Source organism: Actinoallomurus iriomotensis, from assembly GCF_030269445.1.
In the GTDB taxonomy this organism is placed as follows: Bacteria; Actinomycetota; Actinomycetes; order Streptosporangiales; family Streptosporangiaceae; genus Actinoallomurus; species Actinoallomurus iriomotensis.
Map to the genome: position 1 here is coordinate 1 of NZ_BSTJ01000023.1, position 18334 is coordinate 18334.

Here is an 18334-nt window from a genome sequence, read left to right on the forward strand (position 1 = left end):
TTCGACGATTCACTCTAAGCACACAACGCGCTGACCTGCCCGAACACCCCACCTACAACTGAAAACGCCCCCGCAGGCACGACGGCAATCGCGCCTGGGGGACTTGATCGGACTACAGGGAGTCCAACCCATGGCAGAGCCTACGGGCATCGCCCGTCCTCACGTGAACCCCGGCGACGTCGCGTCATACGCCGCCGACCACCCCGTCATCGCCGCGATCGTCGCGGTCCCCGCGACGATCATCATCGTCGTCATCCTCTGGCGTACGACCCGGGCCGCCTCTCACATCCTGCGGCAGACGCTCGCGAAGAGCCGCCCCGAAAGCGTCCTGACGTTCGTCGTGGCGGGCATGGCGACCGCGACCAGCTCGCAGGCGATGTGGCACTTCTTCGGGGACAAGCTCGGCGTCGAGAACGTCTACATGCGCGCCGTGATGTTCAGCATGTACGAGGCCGCGATGCTCGTCTGCGCCTTGCGTGCCCGGCGTGCAGTCAAACGCTCAGGTCAGGCAGGTGTCGAGGGCAAGGCCGTCTGGGCGCTGGCCGGGCTGTCGGGATCTCTGGCCGCGACGGACGAACAAGGCTTCGGCGCCGGCCTTGCCCGCCTCGCCGCTCCTTTGGTCGCCGCGTTCTTGTGGGAGCGCGGCCTGTCGGAGGAACGGGAGGCAGCGGGCAAACGCCGTAGTCTCAACTGGCGCATCAGCCCCGAAAGGATCCTGGTGTGGCTGGGCGTGGCGGAGGCGACAGGGCAGACCACCGATCAGGTCGACGCGCAGCGTCGGTTGACCCGGGTCGCCCTGGCCGTACAACGTGTCCGGGCCCTCGACCGCTCAGGCGGCAAGGGCCGGCTGCTGCGCCTGGCCGAGTGGCGGCTGAACTCCGCGACCCGCGCGGCCGTACGGTACGCGGACCTCGCCACCGACGCCGACCGCCAAGAGACGCTCCTGGCCCAGATCGCCATGCTGTCCCACGCTCGCGCTCTGGCCGAGATTGAGCCGGCGGCGCCGTGGGGCCAGCTGGCGTCCTCGGCCACACGGACCGCGAAGCGCGTGAGCCGGTCCTACCGGGTGGCACCCGACCCGGAGCTGCAGCGCGCGACGGCCGAGCTGTACGCGGACCTCAATCTGCCCTTCGAAACGCCGGACGATCTGTCCGCATGGCTCGACGAGGACCGTGTACCTGTCGAGGACGTGCCCGTACTCGACGAGGACGGGCCCGTACCTCCCGCGTTTCCTGAGGCCGACGAACACCAACTGAAGGCCGCGCGGATCTTCGCTGACCACGTGCAGCGCGGCAAGGTCCCTGGCATCCGCCCGATCAAGAAGCAGCTCGGCGTCGCCCAGCCGAAGGCGCAAGAGGTACGGGCGTACCTCGAAGCGCTCGTCAACGCCTAATTCCCCGTACCTGGCCCCGGGTTCACCGACCAAGACGATCCCCGGGGCCAGGTCTCCATTGGAGGAGTCCAGCATGTCTCACCTGCACAGGTACGCGCCAGATACGCGTACCCCGAATCGCGGCGGTGACCGGTGATGGCCCGCCGCACCCGGAAGCTCAAGGTTGTCGACGAGCTCCTGTCCGTCGCTGTCGTCGCCGCAGTGACGTACCTCGTGCTCCGGTACGCCGCAGGTACATCCGGTGCGGCAGCCGGGTACGGCGCGGCGTTCCTCGGCGGTGTACTCATCGGCGCGTACCTGCGGCCGTGGGCCGACCGGCTCGCCCGCCGGTTCGGGGTACGCATCGTGCCCGTCGGCCGCCCCGCGCCGCGCCGGAGCACGCGCCCGGCGGACAAGGCGACGACGAAGGAGCCGGCCGAGTGAGCGCCGTACGCCGGGCCGCCCGGCTCATCGCGTTCGTCGCCGGCGGCGTCGCCGTGCTGTGGCTGTCCGCGCACATCACCGTGCGGCTCCCGCTCGCGGTCCCTGTCCTGCTGATCGGCGTGATCCTCTTCCTGGTCGCGGTTGGGCACCGGCGGCCGCCGGCGGGCCTGTTCGCCGACGAGCCGGTCCAGGCGCCCGCGGCCGCGGCGACGTCGACGGCCATCCCGATGCCCCCTGTGACGAAGGCGCCGGCGCCGCCCGCTCCCGCAGCGGCCTGGGACTTCAACGACGACCGCCCCGGCGAGGAGGACTGGTGACGGCCATGCCCCGCCCCGGATCCCTGCCACCGCGGCGTAACCCGCTCACGGCTGCCCTCCATGCGACCTGGGCTGTGATCTGCCTGTTCATCGGGGCAGCCGACGCGCTGATCACCGCTGCCCTCGGGATCACGCCGCTCGCGGGCCCGTGGGCTCGGATGCGCGCGGTGATCGCCGACCGGTGGCGGATGGCGTACCTGGACGCACGCGAAGCCGACGTCGTCGGCGAGGAGGACACCGACGATGTCGCACCGTAGCCGCATCCCCGAGCTGGAGTCCATCGAGTGGAAGGGGTCGAAGAGCGTCGCGGACTACTCCCGCACGGGCCGTGACCTGGCCCGCGACTTCGCCTGGGAGCTACACTCGTCCGCCGATGAGCTCCAGGCCATCCTGTCCGCGCAGAAAGGCCACCCGCTGCTCCTCGGCCTGGACGTGAAGATCCGGGCCCGCCGCGTCGCCGCGCATCTCAGGCGAGCCGCCGAGGGGCAGGTCGGTGTCGCCGCCGCACTGGTCAAGCTGAACGCCGAGTACAAGCGGCAGTTCGTCGCCCCGGCGGCCGCGGCCAAGGCGAAGACCAAGACCAAACGCCCCTGGGAGCTGTGATGAGCCGCCGTACGTCCCGGTCGACCGTCGAGGTCCTGGAGGACACCAGCCTCGAACGGCTCGTCGCCAAGGGCATCTCCAAGGTCGCCGTGCACGCGCCCCCGTGGATCTGCGGGCTCATGGTCGTCGCCGCCGCGGCGCTGTTCCACTACCTGTGGGGCGGGGAACACGCGGGCTCGACGACGGCCTGGGCGGTCCTGGGCATGTGGGTGTCGACGATCGTGCTCACCGGCGTGACGTGGCTGGCCTCGCATCAGCGCCGCGGCATCTTCCGGATCCACAGCCCAGTCACGGTGTTCCTGGCCTGCTTGTACGTGATGATCGCGACGATCGCGGGCGTCGGTCAGCCGGTCGTGGTGTTCTTCGAGCTCGTCTTCGGGTCAACGGTCGCGTTGACCTGGAACCTGCGGTTCGTCATCCGCAGCGGCGTCGACGGCGAGTCCGGGATCCGGGACCCGCTCACCCACCTGTGGGAACGGGCCCGCGAGGTGTCCGGTTTCGACGGCACCACCGCCAAGGTGATCAAGGTCGAAGAGCACAACATCGACTCGCAGATCAAGATCGACGGCGGCGACAAAACCGTCGAGGACCTGCAGAAGAAGACCCTGAACATGGAGACCGCGATGGGGCTGCCGCCGGGCTCGCTGACGATCTCCGCCGACCAAAACCGCGCGGACCTGGCCGCCATGTCGATCTCCGACCCGCGGATCCTGCAGCGGACCCTGCCCTACCCCGGGCCGCTGCACGCCGGCGGCTCCGCGGCCGACGCCTACCGGCTCGGCCTCTACCAGGACATGAGCCCGGTCGACCTGGTGTTCCTGAACTTCCACCTGATGATCAACGGCATGTCCGGGTCGGGGAAGTCGTTCGGCGGCGGGTGGAACCTGCTCGCGTCGATCATGTCCCGGCCCGACGCGACGATCATCGCCGCGGACCTGACCAAGGCCGACCAGTCCCTGGGCGACGCCGCGGAGGCGATCGACTGGCTCGTGTTCACCAAGGCCCAGGCGAACGCCCTGATGGACGGGCTGCAGCGCGCGGTGCCGGCCCGTACGGCGTGGCTGTCCGCGCACGGCTACAAGAAGTGGGAGCGCGGGTGTGGGCTGCAGGCCGTGTACGTCCTCCTCGAGGAGTGCCCGGACGTGCTGCGTGTCGTCGACGAGGACGACTTCGTTCAGTTGGCCAAGGCGGCTCGCTCCGCCGGCGTGTATCTGATCCTGTCGCTGCAGCGCTCGGACTACACCCAGGTCCCCACCATCGTCCGCGGGCAGTTCGGCGCGATGATGTGCTTCGGTGTCGCGTCCAGCGACGACGCGGCGTTCGGGCTGCCGGACAAGGTCCGCGAGGCCGGCGCCAGCCCCGAGGACTGGGGCGTGGACTACCCCGGCATGTGCTATCTGGCCGCGCCCGGCATCCCGATGGCCAAGCGCATCATGCCGATCCGGACGTACTTCATCGAGCCGAAGCAGATGAGCGACCTGGCTGCCCGGTTCCCCGCCTCCGCGCGCCCGCTGGATGAGGTCACGGCGCGGGCCTTCGGCGACGCGTACGCCAAACGCGCGCCCTCTCAGCAGGCCGTACAGCTCATCCGACAGCAGGCCGGCGCGGTCGTTCCCGGCTCGGCCGACGAGCCCGCAAGCGAGCCGGAGGACGACGCCCCGGGCCAGGACGAGCCGGTCGCGCGCGGGGACCGTACCCGGCCGATCTGCCACGCGGCCGAGCTCGTCATCTCCTCGCAGTACGCCTCGCCGCAGATGCTCGCCCGGAAACTGCGAATCGAACTCGGGTACGCCGAACGGCTCCTCGACCTCCTGGAGGACCGCGGCGTCGTCGGCCAGGCCGACGCGGATGAGACCCGCGACGTCCTCATCGCACCGGCCGAGATGGAGGCGACCGTCGCGGGCCTGGCCGACGCGGACGTCGACGACCAGCACACGTTCGACGCCGCGGTCACCACCCCCGACCCGTCACCGGACCTGACCGTGGACCTCGACGACGATGACGCGGTCGCGCCGCCCGCCGATGAGGACGACTTCGGATGGCGGAGCGCCCCAGAGCCGACGCGGCGGATGTCGCCGGCGGACGCCCGGGCCGCGTTCATCGACCAGCTGCGCGAGTGGAAGCGCGCCGGCAAGGACAAGATCGAAGGGCCGGACCTGAAACCCCTCCGCGAGCGCACCGGGATGTCCTCGCGTGGCTGGGGCAAGAAGATGCTCGATCTGGCGGCCCGCGACGGGATCCTCCGCCGCGACCCGGTGAAGCCGGTGTACTACTTCACCGGTGTGCCGATCGACGTCGACGACAGCGCGCTCGTGGGGGCGCCGTGACGCCTGTGACGCTTCCGAGCGGGGGCGGGGGGAGAGTTACAGGTCATCGTGGGTGTCACGGCCGTGACGGCGCCCGTGACGCCCGCTGTGACGCGTCACGTGATGCAGGCGTGACGTACGTCCGCGCGTGCGCCCGCGCGCTCACATTCATGATCATTTACGCTCGCGCGCGCCATTCCCACGCGCAGCCGTGCGCACACGCCCGCGCGTCCGCGCGCGGGCACCCGAGGGCCGGGCGCGCACGCGGTTCGACCGTGGCCGCCCGCACTTCGGGCGGCTGGATGACACCCTCATGGAAGGAAACGACAATGGTGCACGACGACAAGGGGCAGGTCATGGCCGAGGACGAGCGGGTTGAGGTGCGTGTGCTCTTGACGGTCGGCGACGACGCCGAGCTCGTCACGCTGGAGCACTCGGCGGAGGCGCCTCTGCGGGTGCCGGCGGCGGACATCGCGCGTGACGCGGGCCTGCCCGCCGGCGAGCTGCCCGGGCGCCGCTTCACGGCCGTGCGGCGCGGCGATGGGTTCCAGGACTTCCGTCTGGTCGACGACCCGCGCGTGTAGGAGAGGCCCGGGCCGTACGCCCGGCGGGTTTTCTTCTCCCAATCATGTTGCAAATGATGAGGCTAGTGCTGTAGATTATGAGTTGTCGGCAAGGGGGTGGGACCCCGAACCGACACGAAGGTTGACAACTCCAGAGAGGAGAAATTCGTGGAAGACCACGAAGAGCACCTGATGGGATGGGGTGACGACATCCTCGTCGCCTACTTCCAGATCGCGAAGGCCCTGGCCAGCCTGGACCTTCCGATCCAGCTCCCGATGAACCTCGTTGACGCGACGTTCATCCGGGACGCTCAGGCCGCAATCGTCCGGACGCTGACCCTGATTCAGGAGCAGCCCTTGGACGACCTGATCCACACGCTTCTCCGCCAGGTCCTGCTGGACTGGCTGAACGCGATGGATCTCACGGCCATCCAACTCGCAAGCCCGAAGCCGTGGCGAGAAGAACTCTTCGAGTACACGGTGGCGCGGACGCTCGCCGAGGCGGATCTGGCGCTCGAAACGATCCACAACCTCCGAGGTGACTCGGAGGAGTGATCGCCCGGCCGCCCTCGCAACCAGCGGGGGCGGCCACCCTCTCCTCCTGACCCAACCTTCGAACACACAGAACGGGACCGGCGGGCGCGCCCCGAAGAGCGTCAATGGGAACCCGCCGGTCCCGTGAAGGCTGACTCTCCACAAAGGAGACTCATCATCATGGTACGACGCCCTGGCATCATCGCCCCCGAGATCGCTGAACGCTTCGGCGCGCCGCTGTCGACGGTTCAGCGCCAGTGGAAGGTTCACCCCCAGTGGCCGGCCCCGATCGGGAAGCGCGGCCGGTGGGCCGAGTACGACGCCGCCGCGGTCGAAGAGGCCGTTCGGCGCCTGTTCCGCCGTGCCCCGCTCGCAGAGCAAGGGGACCCGGAAGATGAGCTCACCGTCGCGGACATCGCCGCGTACACCGGCCTGAGTGAGTCAACCGTCCGCAGCGACATCTCACGCGGCCGGCTACCACGGCACGACGACGAGCGGGACGGCGTGAAGCTGTGGAAGCGGAAGACGATCGACGCCGCCATGACCGGTCGGCGCCGATATCAGCGCAACGCCGCCGACGACCAGTAGCCCGGTCGGCACAACCTCGCATCTCGGGCAAGGACCGGCAGGTACCGTCACCACGTGACCGATGACATCTTCCCCGCGCGTTCCCGATGGACCATCCACGGCGAACGGCTGATCGACGACAGCCCGCACGTCAAGGTCTCGATGGCTAGCGTCGAACTCCCCAACGGCGTGACGTTCGAACAGTACGTCTTCCGCATGCGCCGGTGCGTGATGGCCGTGGTCCTCGACGACGCCGGGGAGAACATCCTGCTGATCTGGCGGCATCGCTTCATCGTTGATCAGTGGGACTGGGAGGTGCCGGGCGGGTACGTCGACCCCGGGGAGGACGGCGCGGCCGCTGCAGCCCGTGAAGCCGAAGAGGAAACCGGCTGGCGCCCCCGGGAACCGAAGTTCCTGCTGTCCTACCAGCCGATGGTCGGGTCAGCCGATGCCGCGCAGGACATTTACGTCAGCTACGGCGCCGAACACGTCGGCGACCCAGAGATCGACGAGGCCGAGCTCGTGCGCTGGGTGCCCATCGCGGAAGCGCAGGCCATGATCGCTCGCGGCGAGATCATCGGCGCCGCCACGGTCATCGGAGTGATGCACGCCGTCGCAGAGCAGGCAAACGGGTCTCGGCGTACGCCCTGAACTCCTGGCACTCCGCGACGCCCTCGTAGTCCGACAGATCGGCGAGCAGGCTCCGGACGTAGGTAACGGCACGCGCCGAGTGCAGCATGACGACCCGATCGACCGCTTCCCGGCCGGTCGCGCACGCCTGCTCGACTTCGCCCTGGACCGCATAGCCACGCGCCAAGAGGGCAACGTTGAACGCCTTCCCACGGAGGTACCGCTCGTCCATGTCGAGCGACTGGAGCGCGTACTTGGCGGTGGTGTGCCCCTGCCCGAGCGCACGGAAGCAGTGGGCGATACGGGCCGCGAGGTACGCCTGGTCGAAGTACCCCAGCCATGGAGGTGTGTTCCCGCCGCCTCTCTCGAACGTGACGCTGGCGCGCTTCAGCGCCTGTGAGCACGCGGCCGGGTCGTCGAGGAGGGCGTGAGCGTTGGCCTCCAGCACCAGCGCCTCGGTTTCCAGAATGGGTAGGCCAGCGCGGGTGCCCGCTTCCTGCGCGGCGTGCGCCATGTCGATCGCCTGGCTGGGCTGGGATACCCAGAGCGCCTGGTGACTCATCGCGGCGAGGATCTCTCCGCCCAGACCGTCGTCGCCGGCGAACCGCGCCATGGACAGCGCCTGCACGAGATACCGCTGGGCGACGCCTTGCTGCTCCAAGTCGTACGCCTGCCAGCCCGCCAGCTGCGCGACCTCCGCGGCCGCTGAGAACAGCTCCCGCCGGACGTCTTCGGTACAACGGGCACCGTGCAGCAGGGGCACGAGGTTTCCGTCCAGGTAGTCGACCACCGTCGCGCGGATACGCCCGCCACCCATGCGGTTGTCGAGGACCTTGAACGCGCGTGTGGCTTCCCTGATGTCCTCAACGTCCGCCATCCCGATCGCTCGGGCACCGTCCGCCGCGGATAGGGCCGTTCGTGGGGCTACGAGCCAGCGCAGCGCGGCGGAGGAGTACGCGGCCAAGTCGAAGCCGGCGTCGAGCAGCGCGCGACGATGCTCCAGGTCATCGTGGGCGAGGATCGCGAGGCGCCGGGTCGTGTCGACGGGGTCGAGGGTTAAACGCAACGCCCCGTCCGCGTCGGCCTTCTGCCGCGGCTCCATCCCGGTGTCGGAGACGGTCACCCTTCGGCCCAACGCATCGCTCAGGACGTCGGCGATCAGCTGCGCCGTCCGCTGGCGTGGCGTCTCACCGCGTAGCCATCGGCTGACGGAACTGTGGTTGTACCGGAGGTCGAGGCCCCGGGTCTCGCCGAGCCTTACGACTCGGGCGGCGAGACCCTTGTGCGACATCTTCGATTCGAGCAGGAGCGCGTCGAGCGCGTTGTTCGGTTGCTTAGGTCGTCGCCCCATGGCCCGCCCTTTCTCGGTGTACGCAGTGTGGCACGGGCACCACTGGGAGTTCCATGGTCGACGTGCAGTGCACGCCCCCCCGTGCACGCACCCGCCCCCTACGCGCGCCTGACGACGGCAGGCACGGTTCGTGTTCTCTATCGGCCATGGCAACGGAGCTGGCAAACGCCGGCGGCCTGGCGGCCCAACTGCGGGCCGCAGCCGCCGAGGCAGCGAATGTCGCGTTGGCCCGGCGAAAACACGCCGCGGCCGAAGGTCGACCGTGCTCCGGCGACGACAGCGATCAGGTAGCCAGACACAGCCCTCACGCGGCGTGCCTAGGCCCATCCCGAGTCGGCAGTCCGCTGACTCCCAATGGAAAAAGGCCCGGCGAACATCGTGAAAAACCCTGATTACTTGCGAGTAGGGGGTGACCGGTAATGACACGTCACGGTAAGCAAGTACCCCCATCACCCCTCGTGTCCGGTCTTGCCTCCACGTTGTCAACTAGCTGTGGCCTATGGACCGGCGGCGGCGCTGGACAGGTTGTTCCCTCCCCGGGAACCCGCGTCGCCGCCCGCCCCGGAAGGGAGGGTGCGCGGCGCTCCGACCAGGCTGCGCCCCTCCCCCCGGAGGCGGTCACCATGGCCGAAGCATGCACGAGGCAGCCGCAGTCGCAGCTCACCCTGGCGATCGAGGCGGGTCATCTGGTCATCGGTGCGCCGAACGGTGTTACGTGGCGGACTCTGTCCAGCGGCCAACCGGTCAGGGAGGCGCGTCGATTCGCGGTCTCGACGCTCGCCGCCGTCGCGGCCATGGACGCGGACCACGCCGACGATGTCGCTCTCGTCGTCTCCGAGCTCGTCACGAACGTCATCCTGCACGCGGCGGGATCAGAGGAACTCGGCCACGTTCACGTCGGCATCGCGGTGCATCGGCTGTGGACGCACGTACTCGTCCAGGATCCCGATCCGACGCTCCCCCTGCCGTCGGGAGAGCAGACCGTTGACGACGACATCAACAGCGGGCTGCTCACGAGGGGCCGAGGATGGCCGATCGTCCGGGAGCTATCCGTCGCGTCGGGGTTCATCAGCGCCCGCAAAAGCAAAACGGCGCATGCCCTGATCCTGCGGTCGGGGGTCAAGGTCGGTGACCTGACAGCCGAGGAGCGAGACGAGCTGGACAGGGCGATCGCACTGGCCTGCCAGCCATGAACAACTCCGGCACGCACGGTGGCGTCACCGCCGAGGAGTACGCCCGCGCGATGGCGATCCTCGGCCGAAGCGTCACCACCGAGACCCCCGCGCCGGCGACCCCCGTGCCGGGCGGGAAGCGGGGGGACGGACTGACACGCGGACGCGCTGACCGCGATCAGTCCCAGCCGCCGGGCGAGGCGCACCTCAGCCCCCGACTGTCCGTCGCGCCCGGCGGCTCCTAAGCCCCGCGGGTCCGGTGCTCCGTTTTCGAGGGACGGATGCCGGGCCCGCGGCCATCATCCGCAACCAGGAGAGGGGAGGGGGCGCATGGGAGGCGACTACTGGCGGATGTTCGGCTGATGCCGATGCCACGTTCGTAGATACCCAGCCCCGTGGCTCCGGTCCGCACGACAGCCGGGACCACGGGGTCCCCTTAGAAAAGAACTCGACCCGCTGTGACACCCCAGGACCCCGAAGCCGATCTTCTCAAGCCCGTAGAGGCGGCCCAGATCCTCAACATCTCCCTGGGACGCCTGGCGTACCTCGCACGTACGAAACAGATCGCCGTGGCGGTGACGACGCCTGGAGGTCACCGCCGCTACAGCCCCGAGGAAGTTGAGCGCGTCCGTGCCGAACGGGCTGCGCAGGGTCCGCCGGCGGCGCTGCCGCCTTCCATCGACGAGATGGTCCGCCTCTACAAGCAGGGCTGGTCGATCCGGCAGGTGGCTGAGAAGTTCACTTTGAGCTATGGCACGACACGGCAGGCCATCCAACGGCACACCACTCTACGGCCGAAAGGAGCACATTCTCAGGACAGAAGGGTCTAGCCGCACGCTACCCCTTCGTTTCGACAAGTGAATGGTCCCACGGTCGAGGCGCGCGCCACGATGACGGCACCCGGCCCGTGAGGCGCCCAGAAAGGTAGACACATGTCCACGACGTCCATGACGAAACCGGACCTGCTGACCCGGTCACCCGACGGCGAATCGCGCGGACTCCCGTTCCGCGCCGGCGATCTGTTCCCGCTCTCTCCGCGTGAGCATCTCCTCCAGGCCCGCGGCGAGGCCGCTTCCGGCGTACGCCCGTGGGGCCTTCGGTACCTGCGGCCGCTGACTCCGCGCGCCGGCAAACACGAGGGTGCCTCGTCGGTCACCAGTTCCCAGGGCGACGGACAGAGCGCGGAAGAGATGGGCTCGGACTGAGATGACCGTCCTCATCCTCACCGACGAGCGCGACTGGACCGGCGATCGCGTCGCCGTCGAGCTCGCCGGGCGGGGCGTTCCGGCGGTGAGGCTCGACCCCGCGGACTTCCCCACGCGGGTCAGCCTCACCGCCGGGATCGGCACCGCCTGGAGCTGGTCCGGATCGATCGTGGACCGTGAGGCCGGCCGGGACCTCGTCCAGCTCGACGACGTCCGCGCCGTCTACTACCGGAGGCCCACCCAGTTCCGACTACCCGAAGGCATGTCCGGCCCGGAACAGGTCTTCGCCTACCGCGAGGCCCGCCGCGGGTTCGGCGGCGTCCTCCAAGCCCTCCGCCACTGCCTGTGGCTCAACGATCCGATCGCCGCGGCGCGGACCGAATACAAGCCGGTGCAGCTGGAGGCGGCGAGTGCCTGCGGGCTGACCATCCCGGAGACACTCATCACCTCCGATCCTCAGCGTGCGTACAACTGGGCAACGAACCTGGGGCAGCCGATCATTTACAAACCCATGGGCAGCGTCTGGCACGCGGACGAGAACCAGCTCCGCATGCTCTACACCGCCGAGGTCACCGACCTTCAGGAACTCCTCGAGCCGGGCCTTGCCCGGACCGCGCAGATGTTCCAGGAGAAGGTGCCCAAGGAGTTCGAGGCGCGGGCCGTGGTCGTCGGCCAGGAGGTGTTCGCCGTCCGGATCGACGCCGGGTCCGAGTCCGCTCGCGGTGACTGGCGGTCCGACTATGACGCGCTCAGCTATTCGGACCTGGAGCTGCCACCGGATCTATGCTCGGCGCTGGTGGAGTTGCACGAGCGGCTCGGGCTCGTCTTCGGTGCCGTCGACCTGATCCACGACACGGCCGGGCGCTGGGTGTTCTTGGAGACGAACCAGAACGGCGAGTGGGGATGGCTTACGGCCGAGACCGGGGCGCCGATCGCCGAGACGGTCGCGGACCTGCTGGAGAAGGGCGTCGCATGAGCAACGAAGCGCTCGCGGACCTGCTGGGGCTCACTGACTGGCGGGACGCCATGCTGACGGTGCCTCGCGAGGCGTTCGTCCCTGACACGGGCCTCGCATGTCCCGAAGGATCGGACCCGTACCCAATCGATCGGCAGGCCCGGCCAGACGAGTGGAAGGACGCGGTCTTCTCCGATGCCGCGATCATCACCCAGCGCGCGGACGGGCGGAGCGACCCGGCCGACGAGGCAGCCGGCCCGGCGTCCTCCAGCCTGTCCGCTCCCGGCGTCGCGTTCGCGTTCTTGTCGCTGCTGTCCCCAGTCAACCCCGGGGACAGAGTGCTGGACGTCGGCACGGGCACCGGCTACACCTCGGCGGTCCTGGCGGCGCGGGTCGGCGAGGAGAACGTCACCACGGTCGACGTCGACCCCGACGTCTCGGCCCAGGCCGTCGTCAACCTCACGAAGGCCGGGTTCGCACCGCACGTCTTCGTCGGTGATGGGGCGGCCGGGTGCCCGGAGCGAGCCCCGTTCACCCGCGTCCACGCGACATGTGGTGTCGCGGAGATCCCGTACGCCTGGGTCGAGCAGACCCGGCACGGTGGGGTCATCGTCGCGCCGTGGCAGCCCGGCCGTGGGGACGGCTTCCGCGTCCGCCTCACCCGGTCCGGAGGGGCAGCGTTCGGCCGGTTCCACGGCCGGTGCAGCTACATGATGCTCCGCGGTGACCGCGCCGAGGTCCGATGGAAGGCGCACCACACCGACCAGGCCGTCATCAGCGCCACGGCGACCGACCCGCGGGAGGTCGACCAGGCCGGCGATGGCCTGGCCCTACTCGCCACGGCGCTCGCGCCCGAGGTGGGTGTCTTCCGCAACCGCGACGCCGACGGATCGTTTTCGCTGCTGATGTACGAGGTGGGGCACCCTGAAGGCTCCTGGGCAGCGTGCGACTACGTACCCGGCGACGTCGAGTTCGAGGTGACCCAGTACGGACCGCGCCGGCTGTGGGATGAGTACACCGCGGCGCACACCCGCTGGGTCCAGCTGGGCCGGCCGAACGTCGAGCGCTTCGGCCTCACCGTCGCGGCCGACGGGCAGACGCTGTGGCTCGATGAGCCCGCCAAGGAGATCGGGCCAGTCGGCCGAAATGCGCGTGATGATGGGGCGGCCGCGCGGGCGTCGCGATAGGACCGCCGACCGAGTGACCCCAGGTAGCCGCCCGGCCCTCCGAAGAAACCGGGCGGCTTCCTGCGGCTGGCTACCAACCTCGAGGAGCCTCCGGCCGCCGCCATCGGTCACGCCGTTCGCGCCCGACCGGCACCCACCGCTGGACCCGTTCGTCGTCCTCATCGACGCCGGCGACCTCCAGGAGCATCGCGGCGCCGGCGGTGCCCTGGCGGTGCCGCGGGTCGTGCTCGTCGTCGGGCCGTACGCCGAGGAGGACCCCGGCCGCCTCGACGAGGAGGTCCGTACGGCCGTCGGCGCGCTCGCGCAGGCGGGCGAGCATCGCATCCCGCTCCGGCCCCGTGGGTGGCTCCCAGGTGCGGGTCGCGATGGTGTGCAGCGCGCTCACGGTCATCCGGTCGCGGCTGGCGGTGGTCACGATGCGCGGGCGGCTTCGATGAGCGCCTGGCGGGCCTCGAACTTGTTGCCTCCGCACTCTGCCCACCAGGGATGGTCCAGGATCGCCTCGGCGAGGTCCTGCGCCTCCCGGTGCGCCTGCTCCGCCATATCCCGGTCATCGCTGGCGCGGGCCGCGTCCGCTTTCACGAAGTTACGGCGCAGTTGCACCAGGTCATCAGGGATATCGAAGGTCATGCGCTCAGTATGCGCCGCGACGCGGACACGGCGAAGACCGCCCGGCCCCTCCGAAGAGGAACCGGGCGGCCAGCGGGGACCCCGCAGGGGCGCGGGTTCAGATGCCGGGCCGGTGGTACGGTTCGGCCGTCGAGGCGGCGGTCTTCGCCTCCTCGTTGGGCAGGACCAGGACCAGCGCGGCGCCGGCCGCGGCGATGACCGTGTTCAGTACGAGCTCGGCCGTGCCGTGCAGCAGACCCGACGAGGCGAAAACGCCGGCGGCGGCGAGCGCGGCCGCGATGGCCTTGCGGTATTTGCTCATGTTCCCTCCAGGAATGACGAAGCCCCGCACGCTGGCGGGGCGAACTGTAAAAAGAGGGTTGATGGCTGGGCGGTCAGGCGCGCGAGATCAGGCGTGGCCCTGCTGGCGGGCCACCGCGCACATGAGCTGCGCGTACGCCCACCCGGTCACCTTGTCGCCGTAGCCGGCCTTCGCCTCCGAGCCGACGCTCTGGCGGGCCAGCCGCAGCGCCTCGGCCGTCGACGTGCCGTACTCCCCGTCGACCTTTCCCAGCACCTTCTCCTGGCCGGCGTAGGTGAGGAGCACCTGCAGTCCGGTGACCGCCTCACCCTTGTCACCCTTCTTGAGTCCGATCAACGGATCCTCCTTCGATGTGGCCGAGTAGGCCGGGCGGCCGTACCCGGAGACGTATGTCGAGTCGCGGTGCTGGCGGCGGAACGCGTCGCTCGTGTTGCCCTCCAGCGAGTAGAAGGTCCCGTCGCTGAAGACCTTCTCCACCAGGCCGACGTGGTCGCAGCTCGTGGTGCCCTTCTTCCGGGACCAGTTGAAGAACACGACGTCACCAGCGCGGATCCCGCTGGTGCCGGTGTGGAAGCGGCCCTTGGACTTGAACCAGGCGGCGTGCGCGGGGACGTACGCGAAGCCCTTGCCGGCCCCGCCGACGACGGCGACCTCGTTGCCGGAGTCGTACGCCTCCTTGGTCACGGACATGTCGCACCACGCGCCGTCGCCGATCCGGGCGATGTGCGCGTTGTACCAGACGGTGATGTTGTTGTGGTTGGAGCCGGGCGGGTGCTCGCTGGTGCCCAGAAGCGCCCGTGCGGCCTTGATCTGCGCGGTGGCCCCGGGCATCAGTCGGTCTCCTCGTCATCGAGCGGGAACGCGTCGGGGTCCTGGCTGACGGGGCCGATGCCGTCGATGACGGTCGGCTGGGTCGGCTGGACCTCGTTGCGGCGAGCGTCGATCTCCTCATCGGTCCAAGCCGGGTCATTCGGTTCGGTCATCTGCTGTTGCCTCCTCCTACGGTCACGTCCACGCCGAGGGTCGGCAGGACGCCCAGCGGCAGTCGCACGGACACGCTGGCGCCGCCCGACGCCGACGGCTGGGGGGACGGTGACGGCCGCACGGGCGAACTCGGGCGGCCGGTCGAGCTGGCGCCGACGCGGTCCGCAGTGCCGCCGCCGGACGTGCGCGACGGCTTTCCCGCAGCGAGCACCGTGCCGTGGGCGTCCGGGGCCGAACTCGACGGGGACGGGTGCGGCGAGCGATGGCCGCCCGGCCGTGCCGTCGACGAGCTGGGCGACGCGGTCACGCTCGGCTGCGGCCCCGCGGCCTCGTGACGGGCAGTGCCCGATGCGACGAGGGCGGCCGCGAGCATGGCGCCGATGCCAACGCCGAAGACGGTCGGCCCGCCATACGTCGCGGTGGCCTTGAGTGCGGTGGTGGTTCTCATTCAGTGGCCTTTCGCCTGCATGATCTGGCCGATGTAGCCGAGTACGGCACCGCCGACCATCAGGGCGATGCCGAGAACCCACGCCTTGCCGCTCGCGGCCTGGCTGCTGTCGGTGGCCTGCAGTGCCTTGATCTGTGCACGATCGGCGTCGCGTTCTGCGTCGCGGCGGCGCTCGTCCGCCCGGTACACCTCGGCGAGGACGTACCGGTCCATGGCTGCGGGGATCGCCGCGACCTGCACCTTCAACTCGGCGATGTCACCGGCCGTCTCGGCGTGGTTGCGGTCGATCCGCTCGACGAGCCAGCGGATATCCGGCGGGGTTGGTTCACTCACTCGGGCCCCCGTCGTGAAGCACACACGGGCGTGCGTTAGTTGTTGGTCGAGCTGATGTACTTTTCGGTCGAGCTGTAGCCGGTGGCCAGGTCGTTCGTCCCGGTGTTGTCGTCCAGGTGAACGGCGGCCTGGAACTGCGCCGAGGTCGGGTAGGTGCCGCCGCTGCCGCCGGTGGACGACAGCCACCCGCGCCAGGTGTTCGCCGCGACGAACCCGCCCCCCGCGGCCGAGGAGCTGTGCAGGCCGGCCTTGCCGGACCCGGAGCTCTTCCAGATGTAGTTGCCGGTACAGATCCAGTACGTCCCGGTGATTTCCACGGACGCCAGTGATGCACTGCCGCATGCGCGGACACGGTTGTCGCGGAACGCGGCCGCAGTCGAGTCGAGCTGCGCGGCCGTGCCCGAGCAGGACGCGAAGCTGTTGCCCTCGACGGCCACGCCGGCGCCGCTCACGGAGTTGACGTCACGGACGTGCACGCCGGTCACGACGGTGTCGATCTTGTTGCCGGTGATGACCGCGTTCGCCGAGGACACCGAGTCGATACCCTTCGCGCTCGCCGCGGTGCCGGACTTGATGACGTTGCCGGTGGTGATGGCGTCGGCGGTGTTGATGACCTCGATCGCCGCGGCGTTCGCGTAGTTCTTGATCACGTTCCCGGAGATCACCGACTCGCGGATCGGCACGCTCGACGGTGTGGTCAGTCCGGCAACGCTGATCACGGCGGACACGACGGACGCGCCGTTGTTCTGCGTGCCCATGTCGCGGAAGGTGTTGCCGGTGACGTCGATGCTCTCGCCTCCGACGGTCGCGGCGCTGGGCACCTCGAACCGGATGCCTCCGTTCGAGCTGGTGCAGGTGTTGCCGGACACCGTGGCGTCGATCCAGTTGTAGCCCCGGACGAGGTAGTCGTTGAGGGCCTGGCCGTGGCAGCCGGAGATCCGGATCTTCTTGTGGAAGACGTTGTCGGTGAAGGAGTGCGAGCCGACGAGCCGTCCGAAGGAGCCGAGCGCACCGTACGCGCGGGCGGTGCACCCGCGGACCAGGACGTTGTCGCAGGGCGTGCCGTCGTACGCTCCGGAGCCGATGCCCGGCAAGACGCCGGAGTCCTTGGCGAGGTCGATTTGTACGGCCTCGGAGATCTGCCGACCGCTGGCGACAGGGTTGAAGCCCTCGAAGATGCAGCCGTCGACGATCGCGTCCTGCGTGCTGTTCAGCTCGACCGCGTGCCAGTCGCGGACGTTCCGTACGGTCACGCCCTCCACCATGACGCCCTTGGCGTGCGCGAAGATGATCGCCGTCACCGACCCGGTGAGCGCGTCCCCGGCCGCGTCCCAGACCCCACCGGAGATCCGGATGCCACCGCGGCCGCCGTACGCCGTGGGCGCATACGTGTCGTCGAAGTTCCGGATCATGTACTGCATCGAGCTGCTGCCGCGTTTCAGCGTCGCGCCCGGCATCACGTCGAGGTGGACCGCGCTCTTGATCTCCAGCTCCTCCTCGAGGAGGTACGTGCCGGGCGGGACGATGACGCGGCCACCCGGCGCGGTGGAGGCGACCAGGTCGAGCACGGCTTGGATGGCAGCCGCGTCGTCGTTGACGCCGTCGCCCAGGGCGCCGTAGTCGGTGACGGCATAGCCTGTCGCGCCAGCGATCTGCCCGGGCAGCTGGTCGGGGCGGACGCGGCCGTCGGCGCCGAGCGTCGCGAGACCGCCGGCCTCCCCACGGCTGGTCTCCATGGCGTCCAGGCGGTCGGACAGGCCACCCGGGCCGGTGACGTAGCCCTCGATCGCGATCACGCGGTCGTCCGTGTCGCTCGGCTCGATGAGCACCGGGTCGACGCCGTCGATGACGCCGGTCTCGCTGCCGATGATGTAGATGCTGGGGTGCTTGTCGAGGTCGAGGAAACCGGGGTAGTAGCCGCGGGCGTCGGCGACGAGGATGCCTCCGGGGATCGGCGCTCCGGCCAGGGTGGTGATGTTCGTGACCTGGGCGGCGCCGTTCCCGCCGAGCACGCCGTCCCACAGCGTGCCGTGCGCGCCGGGGATCGGGTCGCCGTTGGCGTTGGTCGCCTGATACGGGACACGGTCGTAGCGACGCGCTGACGCGAGCTGGTCGACGTACGTGGGAACCGCGCTGACGAGGACGAGCTCGGCGGCGCTGACCGGGTCGCCGTCGACGGTGCCGGTCCACGTGACGACGTAGCCGCCCGGGGCTTGGCCGGCGTCGACGTCCCACACGTAGCTGTACATGCCGGCGGCCGGGTGGGCGATGCCGCTGGAGGTCCCCGGCAGGACGGTGGTCGTGCCGTCGGCGGAGACGATGGTGATCGTCACATCGTCCAGGTCCTCGGCCGGGCCGCCGGGGTACTCGGCGAACAGACCGAGCAGGGTCGTGGTCGCGCCCTGAAGCACCGTGGTCGTCAACTAATTCCT

At 69.7% G+C, this 18334-nt stretch carries 25 protein-coding genes; 17 read left to right on the top strand and 8 right to left on the bottom strand.

Annotation, left to right across the window (positions count from 1 at the left end):
* Nucleotides 1-130: 130 nt before the first annotated feature.
* The 10 genes from QSK37_RS49945 (at nt 131) to QSK37_RS49990 (ending at nt 7357) form a co-directional block, all read left to right on the top strand.
* Entirely contained in the window at nt 131-1393 is a 1263-nt protein-coding gene (locus tag QSK37_RS49945) for a hypothetical protein (protein WP_285636724.1), read from the top strand.
* 135 nt (nt 1394-1528) lie between these two features.
* Nucleotides 1529-1816, top strand: coding sequence for a hypothetical protein (locus tag QSK37_RS49950; protein ID WP_285636726.1), 288 nt, complete (start codon nt 1529-1531; stop codon nt 1814-1816).
* Nucleotides 1813-2133, top strand: a complete 321-nt coding sequence (locus tag QSK37_RS49955) for a hypothetical protein (protein ID WP_285636727.1) — start codon at nt 1813-1815, stop codon at nt 2131-2133. Before QSK37_RS49950 ends, QSK37_RS49955 begins: the two co-directional genes overlap by 4 nt.
* Nucleotides 2130-2390, top strand: a complete 261-nt coding sequence (locus tag QSK37_RS49960; RefSeq protein ID WP_285636730.1) for a hypothetical protein — start codon at nt 2130-2132, stop codon at nt 2388-2390. Before QSK37_RS49955 ends, QSK37_RS49960 begins: the two co-directional genes overlap by 4 nt.
* A complete protein-coding gene (locus QSK37_RS49965; RefSeq protein WP_285636734.1) occupies nt 2377-2736 on the top strand; it encodes a hypothetical protein in 360 nt (119 codons plus the stop codon). The genes QSK37_RS49960 and QSK37_RS49965 overlap by 14 nt, the downstream gene beginning before the upstream one ends.
* Nucleotides 2736-5063 carry a DNA translocase FtsK gene (locus tag QSK37_RS49970; RefSeq protein ID WP_285636737.1) on the top strand — a complete coding sequence of 776 codons (2328 nt, stop codon included), beginning with the start codon at nt 2736-2738 and terminating at the stop codon, nt 5061-5063. Before QSK37_RS49965 ends, QSK37_RS49970 begins: the two co-directional genes overlap by 1 nt.
* Nucleotides 5064-5371: 308 nt before the next feature.
* The gene (locus QSK37_RS49975) at nt 5372-5626 is read left to right on the top strand and encodes a hypothetical protein (protein WP_285636743.1); all 255 of its coding nucleotides are present in this window, start codon (nt 5372-5374) and stop codon (nt 5624-5626) included.
* Nucleotides 5627-5773: 147 nt separating this feature from the next.
* A complete protein-coding gene (locus tag QSK37_RS49980) occupies nt 5774-6160 on the top strand; it encodes a hypothetical protein (protein ID WP_285636746.1) in 387 nt (128 codons plus the stop codon).
* Between the two features lie 159 nt (nt 6161-6319).
* Nucleotides 6320-6727 (top strand): sigma factor-like helix-turn-helix DNA-binding protein, encoded by a 408-nt coding sequence (locus QSK37_RS49985; RefSeq protein ID WP_285636749.1) that lies wholly within the window; start codon nt 6320-6322, stop codon nt 6725-6727.
* 54 nt (nt 6728-6781) lie between these two features.
* Nucleotides 6782-7357 carry an NUDIX domain-containing protein gene (locus QSK37_RS49990; RefSeq protein ID WP_285636752.1) on the top strand — a complete coding sequence of 192 codons (576 nt, stop codon included), beginning with the start codon at nt 6782-6784 and terminating at the stop codon, nt 7355-7357.
* On the opposite strand, the gene QSK37_RS49995 is transcribed toward QSK37_RS49990, so the two are convergent.
* Entirely contained in the window at nt 7299-8687 is a 1389-nt protein-coding gene (locus QSK37_RS49995; RefSeq protein WP_285636755.1) for an NsdA family TPR-like regulatory protein, read from the bottom strand. The genes QSK37_RS49990 and QSK37_RS49995 overlap by 59 nt on opposite strands.
* A gap of 623 nt (nt 8688-9310) precedes the next feature.
* Here QSK37_RS49995 and QSK37_RS50000 point away from each other — a divergent pair.
* The 6 genes from QSK37_RS50000 to QSK37_RS50025 all read left to right on the top strand — a co-directional run bounded on the left by QSK37_RS50000 (nt 9311) and on the right by QSK37_RS50025 (nt 13206).
* On the top strand, nt 9311-9880 hold the full coding sequence (locus tag QSK37_RS50000) for an ATP-binding protein (protein ID WP_285636757.1): 570 nt from the start codon (nt 9311-9313) through the stop codon (nt 9878-9880).
* On the top strand, nt 9877-10104 hold the full coding sequence (locus QSK37_RS50005; RefSeq protein WP_285636760.1) for a hypothetical protein: 228 nt from the start codon (nt 9877-9879) through the stop codon (nt 10102-10104). Before QSK37_RS50000 ends, QSK37_RS50005 begins: the two co-directional genes overlap by 4 nt.
* A gap of 213 nt (nt 10105-10317) precedes the next feature.
* A complete protein-coding gene (locus QSK37_RS50010; RefSeq protein WP_285636763.1) occupies nt 10318-10689 on the top strand; it encodes a helix-turn-helix domain-containing protein in 372 nt (123 codons plus the stop codon).
* A gap of 102 nt (nt 10690-10791) precedes the next feature.
* Entirely contained in the window at nt 10792-11064 is a 273-nt protein-coding gene (locus tag QSK37_RS50015) for a hypothetical protein (RefSeq protein ID WP_285636766.1), read from the top strand.
* Nucleotide 11065: 1 nt separating this feature from the next.
* A complete protein-coding gene (gene tgmB / locus QSK37_RS50020) occupies nt 11066-12040 on the top strand; it encodes an ATP-grasp ribosomal peptide maturase (RefSeq protein ID WP_285636769.1) in 975 nt (324 codons plus the stop codon).
* Nucleotides 12037-13206 (top strand): methyltransferase domain-containing protein, encoded by a 1170-nt coding sequence (locus QSK37_RS50025; RefSeq protein ID WP_285636772.1) that lies wholly within the window; start codon nt 12037-12039, stop codon nt 13204-13206. The genes tgmB and QSK37_RS50025 overlap by 4 nt, the downstream gene beginning before the upstream one ends.
* 70 nt (nt 13207-13276) lie before the next feature.
* On the opposite strand, the gene QSK37_RS50030 is transcribed toward QSK37_RS50025, so the two are convergent.
* The 5 genes from QSK37_RS50030 to QSK37_RS50050 form a co-directional block, all read right to left on the bottom strand.
* The gene (locus tag QSK37_RS50030; protein WP_285636774.1) at nt 13277-13621 is read right to left on the bottom strand and encodes a hypothetical protein; all 345 of its coding nucleotides are present in this window, start codon (nt 13619-13621) and stop codon (nt 13277-13279) included.
* Nucleotides 13618-13836 carry a DUF8825 domain-containing protein gene (locus QSK37_RS50035; RefSeq protein ID WP_285636777.1) on the bottom strand — a complete coding sequence of 73 codons (219 nt, stop codon included), beginning with the start codon at nt 13834-13836 and terminating at the stop codon, nt 13618-13620. Before QSK37_RS50035 ends, QSK37_RS50030 begins: the two co-directional genes overlap by 4 nt.
* Before the next feature lie 97 nt (nt 13837-13933).
* A complete protein-coding gene (locus QSK37_RS50040; protein WP_285636780.1) occupies nt 13934-14137 on the bottom strand; it encodes a hypothetical protein in 204 nt (67 codons plus the stop codon).
* 87 nt (nt 14138-14224) lie between these two features.
* Nucleotides 14225-14968, bottom strand: coding sequence for a CHAP domain-containing protein (locus QSK37_RS50045; RefSeq protein WP_285636783.1), 744 nt, complete (start codon nt 14966-14968; stop codon nt 14225-14227).
* Nucleotides 14968-15120: a hypothetical protein gene (locus QSK37_RS50050; RefSeq protein ID WP_285636786.1), complete on the bottom strand. Its 153-nt coding sequence runs from the start codon at nt 15118-15120 to the stop codon at nt 14968-14970. Before QSK37_RS50050 ends, QSK37_RS50045 begins: the two co-directional genes overlap by 1 nt.
* A 6-nt stretch (nt 15121-15126) precedes the next feature.
* Between QSK37_RS50050 and QSK37_RS50055 the strand changes: the two genes are divergently transcribed.
* Nucleotides 15127-15456 (top strand): hypothetical protein, encoded by a 330-nt coding sequence (locus QSK37_RS50055; protein ID WP_285636789.1) that lies wholly within the window; start codon nt 15127-15129, stop codon nt 15454-15456.
* A 113-nt stretch (nt 15457-15569) separates the two neighbouring features.
* Here QSK37_RS50055 and QSK37_RS50060 read toward each other — a convergent pair whose 3' ends face one another.
* Nucleotides 15570-15902, bottom strand: a complete 333-nt coding sequence (locus QSK37_RS50060; RefSeq protein ID WP_285636792.1) for a hypothetical protein — start codon at nt 15900-15902, stop codon at nt 15570-15572.
* Nucleotides 15903-15937: 35 nt separating this feature from the next.
* Nucleotides 15938-18325 carry a glycosyl hydrolase family 28-related protein gene (locus QSK37_RS50065; protein WP_285636795.1) on the bottom strand — a complete coding sequence of 796 codons (2388 nt, stop codon included), beginning with the start codon at nt 18323-18325 and terminating at the stop codon, nt 15938-15940.
* Nucleotides 18326-18334: the final 9 nt, after the last annotated feature.